This is a genomic window from Synechococcus sp. OH2 (assembly GCF_047462155.1).
Lineage (GTDB): Bacteria > Cyanobacteriota > Cyanobacteriia > Thermostichales > Thermostichaceae > Thermostichus.
Genome location: NZ_JANSIR010000095.1, coordinates 9714 through 17686, shown reverse-complemented (window position 1 = coordinate 17686; position 7973 = coordinate 9714). Strand labels below are relative to the sequence as shown.

The following is a 7973-nucleotide window of genomic DNA, read 5'->3' as shown; positions in this document are numbered from 1 at the left end:
GCGGAGATTGATCTCGATGTGAAGTCGGTCTTGCAGGCTCTGGTGAAGCTGTTCCAGATGACCGAACAACTGAACGGCGAGTTTCCCCTGCCTTCTCCCCTGCGCTTGGGGGCGGGTGTCAACACCGGCTCAGCCATTGTGCGACAGGTGGGCAACAACACCCGCCAGGAATACACCGCCCTGGGCGATACGGTTAATTTGGCCTTTCGCATCGAGAGTGCCACCCGCACCCTCAACACTGACCTGGCCATCAGCCAAGACACCTACGCTTGCTTGGCCAAACAACTAAGGCAGGTAGCCGCCTGTTTTTCCCAGCAGGCGGTGCAGCTCAAGGGGTATACCCACCCGCACCAGGTGTACTACTGCGATGTCCGCTCTCTGCAAGCGGTTCTCGAACTCTAACTAAAACGTGCGCAGAAGCTCTAAAACGTGCGCAGAAGCTGGGGATCCACCTCGCCCACATAGGTGTTGAGACCAATGGCCGTGGCAACTAGAGCCCCATCCACTTCCACCCGTCGGTACTGGGCGATGGCCTCTGCCAGGGGCACATCCACCACGCGCCGATTTTGCCAGGCCACCATGCGGTCGTACTTGCCCTGAGCAATCAAGTCCACAGCCGCCACCCCAAAAGCTGCCCCCAGCAGGCGATCCAGAGGAGAAGGAGTGCCCCCCCGCTGCAGATGGCCCAAAACCATCACCCGCGTCTCGATACCGGTGCGCAGCGCAATCTCGTTGCCTATGTAATAGCCAATGCCGCCGTAGAGAGACTGCCCCAGGCTATTGGTGTAGGTCACCGGTTCTCCCGACTCAGTGCGAACGGCCTCCGCCACCACCACAATGCTGAAATTGTTGCCCCGCTCTTTGCGGTCGAGGATCCTTTTGCAGACATTTTCCAGCTTGTAGGGGATCTCCGGGATCAGGATTACGTGGGCCCCCCCGGCAATGCCAGCACTGAGGGCGATGTGACCGGCATCCCGACCCATCACCTCCATGACCATGACGCGGCTGTGGCTGATGGCGGTGTAGGTGAGCTGATCCAAAGCCTGCACGGCCACACTCAACGCCGTGTTGAACCCCACGGAATACTCGGTGGCACCGACATCGTTGTCGATGGTCTTAGGGATCCCGACGAAGTTCCAATCCCCCTGCAAGGCTAGCTGCCGGAGAATGGCCAGGCTGCCATCTCCCCCCACTCCGATCAGAGCATCCAACCCCAGCCGGTGGTAACCCGTGATCACCTCTGCCGAGCGATCCACCAAGCTGCCATCCGGCATGGGATAGGCGAAGGGGTTGCCCCTGTTCACAGTACCCAGGATGGTGCCGCCATAGCGCAAAATGCCGGAAACCCGCTTCACATCCAGCAGCTCTGCTTCCACCGGTCGCGCCATCAGACCTGCGGTCGCGTTTTTGATGCCGTAAACATCCATGTCATAGTCGCGGGCCCGCCGCACCACTGCTCGGATAACGGCATTGAGGCCGCCACAATCGCCACCGCTGGTGAGGATCCCAATTCGCTTACGTTTTGGCATGGTGCTCCAGGATAACAGCTTGAACAAAGATATCGACTGCCCCGCTCCACAGTTTCAAGCCGACTAGACTTCACTCCTGCAAGCGGATGCTGTGCGGTTTGCTTACAGTGGTTCCGAGGCCCTAGCAGGCTGTGGCCATGGGGTACTTGACCAACCGCAGAGAAGGGGAGGCGACGGCTGGATTACAGGATCCCAAAGAGTATGTCCAGACCTGTGGGCCAAGATGCTGAGCAGAGTTTGCAGTTGGGGAGCGACTCCGCGGACAAGAGGAGTTGTTAAGCATCCTTCACAACAAAGAATTAAGAAATGTTGCCTTGCAAAGCTAGGTTTGGAAAGGTTTTCGCTATCTCTGAGGATAGATCTTGTAGGCAAGACTTAGGGGGAACCATCTGCCGAAAAACCAAAATTAAAATCATTTGTTAAGTAACCTTGATCAAAACCCATTCAAGCGAATGATGGTAGAGATGATGGAGATATTGAAGGAGCCGGTCTGAGTTGGGAGAAGCATGATGACGCAAACCATTGCCCAATGTGCGCTGCGGGGGGCCACAGAGTTGCTCAGCCGTTACCAGCGGGGAGAGCGTCACTTTCCCCAATCTTGTCTGGAGTACGCCTTCTTACGGGGGGTCGATCTGCGCCGGGCCGACCTGCGCGGGTCTGACTTGCATGGGGCCAACCTACGCTATGCCAACCTGCGCGGCAGCAATCTGGCCAATGCCGACTTGCGCTGTGCCGATCTGCGCTATGCCGACCTGGAGGGAGCCTGTTTGGAGGGAGCCAATTTAAGCGGAGCCCAGTACAACCACAACACCTGCTTCCCCGCCGGTTTCGATCCGGTAACAGCGGGGATGCAACTGTTCGAGTTTTAGCTTAATCGGCGGGAAGCCCCGCACTGTATTGGTGAGTTGTGTTGACTCAAGAGCACATCAGTGACGAGTCTTGGGAGGTGTTCACCCAAGCTTTCAAGCAAGGTGGGTGCTGCGTTGGAGCCGCAGAAAGCTCTCTAAAAAAGAGGGATCCCCAAGGGGGGATCCCAGGGGTATTTGCTCTGGGTCGCATTGGCTAGGGCTGCGTCCGGAAGCTCTTCACCTCCAAGACTGGCCCCACCTGGGCCACCGTCACCATATCTTCTTTGATCTGTCCCTGGATGGTGACCTCCAACCCCTCTTGTAAGAGCTCTTTGGGGGCGCGGAAGAGGGCGTAGTGCTGGCCGGAAGGGAGCGTCAGCACCCACACCCCCCCTTCGATATCCAGGAACTCGATGGTACCGCTGTATTCTTGCATCACTTCCTCAGCGCTAAACCGGTGCTGCTGGGCTGGGAATCCAAGATGGCTTGCGCTCCCAAATAGGCCAGGCCCAGGCAGAGCAAACCATTGAGGAGCAAGAAGGAGCGCCCCAACCAAGCAGAGGAGCCAAGCCATAGTACCCCCTCGTAGAACAGGGATCCGGACAGGAGCAGATGGGAGGCCATACCGATCGAGAGGCCGACGACCGCCCAACGCCAGCGCCGATGGCCCAGGAACAGCACCATCAACAGGCCGGGGATCAACACGCTGGCAAACAAGGGGTTCAAAGCATTGGTTTGGGCCAAGGCGGTGCCCAGCTCTGGCAGGGAGCTCCCCATCACCTGGAAGGGCCACCGGGGCGCACCCACAATGGCCAACCCTTGCAGGGGGAAGAGACCAGCGCTGCCCAGCAGGATCCCTCCCAGGAGGGGTACTGTTGCCAGCATGGGCTTGGGAGCCAGCCACCAGCGGATCAGCACCAGGATGATGTAGCCGCCCACCACCATCAGCAGCTTGGGCACCAGGGCAATCGGGCCACCATCAAACCAGAAGCGTGGGTTGAGGTAGCCGTTGTTGTTCAGATATTGCAGGAAGTCCTTCAGCCACAGCACTAGGGGGTTCTCCTCTTGCTGACCGGTGGCTCGGGCCAGGGCCCTAGCTGCGTCCAGACGACCGGCGCCGTAGAAGTTCTGCTTGTCGCCGGGCACCGGGGTGGCCGACATCTTCAGCACTTCTTCCACCTTATCCGGATCTTTGATGCCCTGAGCCTGGATCAGCGCTGCTACGCCGGCCACGTGGGGAGTGGCCATGCTGGTGCCTTGGAAGTAGGCAAAGACGGGCTCGTTGGGGTTGCGGCGGTTGATGGTCTGCTGCAGAATGCCGTACTCAGGGTGCTCGGGAGTCTTGGCCCCGCCGGGAGCGGCGATATCTACCCCAACCCCATAGTTGGAGTAGGGGGCTTTGCTGCCATCGGGCCCGGTAGCCGAGACGGCGATGACATGGGGGTAGCGGGCCGGGTAGCTCACCTCGCTTGAGTTTTCATTGCCGGCGGCTGCGATCACCGTCACCCCTTTGCGGTGGGCATAGGCTACGGCCTCTTCCATCAGTTGGGCAGAGGCACGGCTACCCAGGCTGAGGTTGATGATTGTGGCGCCGTGGTCAGCAGCATAGCGGATCCCTTCCACCACATCCGACAGGGATCCAAAGCCATTGGCATCCAGCACCCGCACCGGCATGATCTTGGCCTTGAAGGCGACCCCGGCCACGCCTAGGGTGTTGTTGGTGGATTGGGCGATGGTGCCCGCCACATGGGTGCCATGGCCGTTGAGGTCGGTGGGATCCTCATCGTCATCCACGAAGTCGTAGCCCTTCACAAATTCGGTTTGGGCCAGATCCGGCACCCGTGTCACCCCAGTGTCCACCACGGCTACCGTTACCCCTTCCCCTTGGGAGATGTCCCAGGCTTCCGGCATGCGGATGGCTCGCAGGTTCCATTGCTGGGGATAGAGGCGATCGTTGGGCACAAAAGCGGCCTGGAATTGGTAATTGGGGTGGGCATACTCGACCAGGGCTTCCCGCGAGAGCCGTTGGATTAGCCGCCGTGTGGCTCCTGGATGTTCCGCATTCACATCAAACAGGTAAATAGCCTCCTGGCGGGCAAAAGCGCTGTTGCTGCTGGGTCGCAGCGGCAAATTGTAGGCTTTGGCAAGAGCAGCAATCTCAGTGGGAGTGGCCGTGTTGACAAAGTTGACCACAATGCTGTCGTAGGGGGTGGATCCCTTACCGCAGGCCGTCACCAGCAGTGCCGCCAGGCCAGCGCAGCAGAGACCCAACCAGCGTCTGAAGTTCATCATGCACGCCCTCGGGATCCAAAATTGTTGCCACCAGTATGCCCTCTGGATGGGCAATTGACCAGAAAATCAGCACGCTGCGCCACGAGGCTGTTCCTGTTGCCAACTTTTTCGGGGGCCACTCAGGAAACCCAGAAAAAGGAATCCCTCTGGCCAAACGGTTTGTCCCGATGCATGATGGATCTGTAAGAACTTGAAATACTTCTTAACATCATTTCTCAGTATCTCGTCATCAAAGCCAAGAGAGGAATCAGCATGAGCATCGGATGGCAACGGATACTGCGCGTCGGGGCAAGCTTTTGCTTGGGGCTGTGGATTTGGCTAGGTGGGGGATCCCCGATTTGGGCCCAGCCTGCTTTGCCAGTGGTGGAGATGGAGTTGCCGCAGCCGCCGGTGCCGGTCTTGGATTTGGCGGATCAGTTGACCAGCAATCAGGAAGCGCAACTGGCCGAGCATCTAAACCGGTTAGAGGAAGAAACGGGCTGGAAGCTGCGGGTGCTGACCCAGTTTGACCAAACCCCAGGCCGCCAAGTGAAAGAGTACTGGGGCCTGAACGAGCGCAGCGTTTTGATGGTGGCCGATCCCAGGGGAGGCAACTTGCTGGCCTTTAACGTGGGAGACGCAGTGCGGGAGATCCTGCCGCGTACCTTTTGGATTGAGCTGCAATCTCGCTTCGGCAACCAGTTCTACGTGCGAGAGCACGGCACTCAGCGCGCCATTTTGGAAACCGTTGACGTTTTGGATCGCTGTTTTCACCAAGGGGGCTGCCGTGTGGTGCCCGGGCTGCCGCAGGAGCAGTGGATCCTAACGCTGCTCACCTCTATCTTAGGCGGGATCGTCTTCGGGTTTGCCGGCAAACCCCGCCACGCGGAGGAGCTGTTTAACTGGCGCTGGGCTTTGCTTATCTCTCCCTTGTGGTTCATTTTGTTTGGGGCCTTCGGCATCGGCCCGGTGATCACCCGCACCCAGGATTGGCTCCCGCTGGTGCGCAACATCCTGGGCTTTCTGGCAGGAGCCCTGGTGATCTACTTAGCCCCCATTGCCCGACCGGCAGCGGAGCAGCAGTAGCCGTCCTGCCCAGTTAAGGCCAAGCCCCATTCCCCTCTCCCTCTGGGAGGGGGGTAAGCCTCCGGGTCGAGAAAGAATCCTCCGCCTATTGTCCCCCGCAGCAAGCCAGAGGCTAGGGCGAGAACGCTGGGAGCTCCGACGGGGGCAACTTCCCAAGAGAGGATGCTAGAATCAATAGAGCTAGATTGCTGATGTAGCTCAGTTGGTAGAGCACTCGACTTGTAATCGAGCGGTCGTCAGTTCGAGTCTGACCATCAGCTTTGCAGGCGGCCCCCGCTATCCCAGGAGAGGAACTCAGCTTTGACTCTGGCGGTTTGGTTAAATTGACTTCAGTGGGATCCTGCCCCCTCCCCTCAGAGGCGGATCCCCGCGCAGGGTATCTGCCGGTTTGTTCCTTTGTGTTCTCTAGAGGTCTATGTCGGGTCTGCCAGCCGCTACAGTTCGTCGATTGCAAAAGCTGCCCCAGGTGCCCTCGGTATGGGAAGGGGATCGCCACAGCCTACCAGGCTCCCTAGCCCTGGGATCCCAGAGCTCCTCGGGTTTGGCTGAGGGGGAGTGCATTTTATGGGTGGATGGCGTTCAGGGCGTGGTGCGAGCTATGGAGGTGGTGCCTGCTGGCTCCGGCCTTGAGCCGATGGTGCGAACTTTGATCATGGCCATGGAGCGGCCCAATGCTGCCTTGCCGGCTCGTCCGCAAAAGGTCGTTGTGCGGGATCGGGAGGTACAGTTTTTCCTGCGCGGCATTTTGCACGAGCTGGACATCAAAGTGGAATGCCAGCCGGAATTGCCGCTGATCGACGAGATCCTGCAGAGTTTTGCAGAAGCCAGTGAGCAGATCCCGCCTCCGCTGCCGGAGAACTACGCGAAGCTGCTGGCCGGCAAAGCCCTCACCCTCTGGCAAGATGCCCCCTGGGACTATCTGGAGGATCACCAAATCTTGGCGATTGAGCTAAATCGCTGGGACATTGAAACCCTCTACGTCTCGGTCATGGGGCGGCTGGGAATGGAGTACGGGGTTCTTTTTTATCGCTCGCTGCACTCCCTCAAACGGTTTCGCCAGGACGCGGGCCAACCAGATACTCCCGAAGAGATGGAGGAAGCCTTCCTCAGGCAAGATTGTCTCTATCTCACCTTCCAAGCTCGCAATCTCGAACTCAACGAACTGCCAGACCTGGACTTGGCTGATCTGGATCCCGAAGAAATCGAGCCGAACTTCGGCACCATCCACCCTCTCGAGGGCCTGCGCGTTGTTTTGCAGGAAGACGAGGCGGCGGCTTTGGCGGTGGCTTTGGAGGCCTTGCATCGTTTTTTGAAGCAGTACCACCGCAAGCTGGAAGAGGATTTCCAACCCTGTCAGGGTCGGTATCGCATTCCCAACCCACAGGCACCAGGGGAAACCCTCTCGGTGCAAGTGCGCGCCCTGCCCGACTTGGCTGTAGAGCTTCTGGAGCTAGAAGGAGACGAAGAAGAGCACACCCAAACCTTGCTGCGAGATGATCTCGTGCCTGAGGGTGCGCAGCTCGGCCTGGGGGTGTTGCCCTGGACCACAGTGGAGGCGCTGCGCCGCACAGGGCAATGGCATCCTCTCCCCCAAAGTAAGCTGGTGCAAAGGGGTGAAGGGCTGCCGGTGGTGATCGTACGCACCTCCCGCTCCAAGGCAAAGCAGTTGATCGAGAATCTGCGCGGCGAAGGCGGGCCCCAGGGTGTTTGTTTTAACACAGGGGTGGATCCCTTTGCTGGCAGCCGCTACGCCTTGGAAATTGTCCAAACGGGCAACCGCGACCTGCACCTGTTCGGAGAATTTCCCGAAGACGATCCTGTTCACTCGATAGCCCGCGAACGCTGGGAACGGCGTTGCCGCGAGACGGGCGGCTATTGTGGCCTGGTGGTGGCGATGGGGATAAATTCCAACTGGCCAGAGCTGCAGGTGCGCCACATTCTGGCCCTGTTTGAGATGCAGGCGCTCAACCCGACGCGATTGGGTCTGGGGCCGATGGTGCGCATCAGCCGACAGTTGCACTTTCCCTAAGGATCTTGAAAAATCCTTGCGCGAAAAGTCCTTGGGCTAGCCCATGGCTACAAGCCAATCCAGGGATTGGAGCTTAATAGCATTGACTACAGCCTGTTTAAAGTGGGGTACAGGTTGCAAGAGGAAGGACAGGAAGAGATGCCAACCCATTCTTTGGATCTACGGCAAAGAGTCGTGGCAGCTTATCAGGCAGGTCAGACCTCTATCCGC

Annotated in this window: 7 protein-coding genes and 1 tRNA gene; 5 read left to right on the top strand and 3 right to left on the bottom strand. The window is 58.9% G+C overall.

Annotated elements, in window-relative coordinates:
- On the top strand, positions 1-402 hold a 402-nt coding region (locus NW835_RS08580; protein ID WP_414415055.1), incomplete at its 5' end, for an adenylate/guanylate cyclase domain-containing protein.
- A 20-nt stretch (positions 403-422) separates the two neighbouring features.
- Here NW835_RS08580 and NW835_RS08575 read toward each other — a convergent pair.
- The gene (locus tag NW835_RS08575) at positions 423-1529 is read right to left on the bottom strand and encodes an ATP-dependent 6-phosphofructokinase (protein WP_414365667.1); all 1107 of its coding nucleotides are present in this window, start codon (positions 1527-1529) and stop codon (positions 423-425) included.
- Between the two features lie 506 nt (positions 1530-2035).
- On the opposite strand from NW835_RS08575, the gene NW835_RS08570 reads away from it, so the two are divergent.
- Complete coding sequence (locus NW835_RS08570) at positions 2036-2398, top strand: pentapeptide repeat-containing protein (RefSeq protein WP_414365666.1); 363 nt, start codon at positions 2036-2038, stop codon at positions 2396-2398.
- A 193-nt stretch (positions 2399-2591) separates the two neighbouring features.
- On the opposite strand, the gene NW835_RS08565 is transcribed toward NW835_RS08570, so the two are convergent.
- Entirely contained in the window at positions 2592-2813 is a 222-nt protein-coding gene (locus NW835_RS08565; RefSeq protein WP_414365665.1) for a hypothetical protein, read from the bottom strand.
- A complete protein-coding gene (locus NW835_RS08560; RefSeq protein ID WP_414365664.1) occupies positions 2813-4669 on the bottom strand; it encodes a S8 family serine peptidase in 1857 nt (618 codons plus the stop codon). The genes NW835_RS08565 and NW835_RS08560 overlap by 1 nt, the downstream gene beginning before the upstream one ends.
- Positions 4670-5038: 369 nt before the next feature.
- Here NW835_RS08560 and NW835_RS08555 point away from each other — a divergent pair, with 369 nt between their 5' ends.
- The 3 genes from NW835_RS08555 (at position 5039) to NW835_RS08545 (ending at position 7763) form a co-directional block, all read left to right on the top strand.
- The gene (locus NW835_RS08555) at positions 5039-5734 is read left to right on the top strand and encodes a TPM domain-containing protein (RefSeq protein WP_414365677.1); all 696 of its coding nucleotides are present in this window, start codon (positions 5039-5041) and stop codon (positions 5732-5734) included.
- Positions 5735-5921: 187 nt separating this feature from the next.
- Positions 5922-5994: transfer RNA gene (locus tag NW835_RS08550), tRNA-Thr, on the top strand.
- A 155-nt stretch (positions 5995-6149) separates the two neighbouring features.
- Complete coding sequence (locus NW835_RS08545; RefSeq protein ID WP_414415054.1) at positions 6150-7763, top strand: DUF6930 domain-containing protein; 1614 nt, start codon at positions 6150-6152, stop codon at positions 7761-7763.
- Positions 7764-7973: the final 210 nt, after the last annotated feature.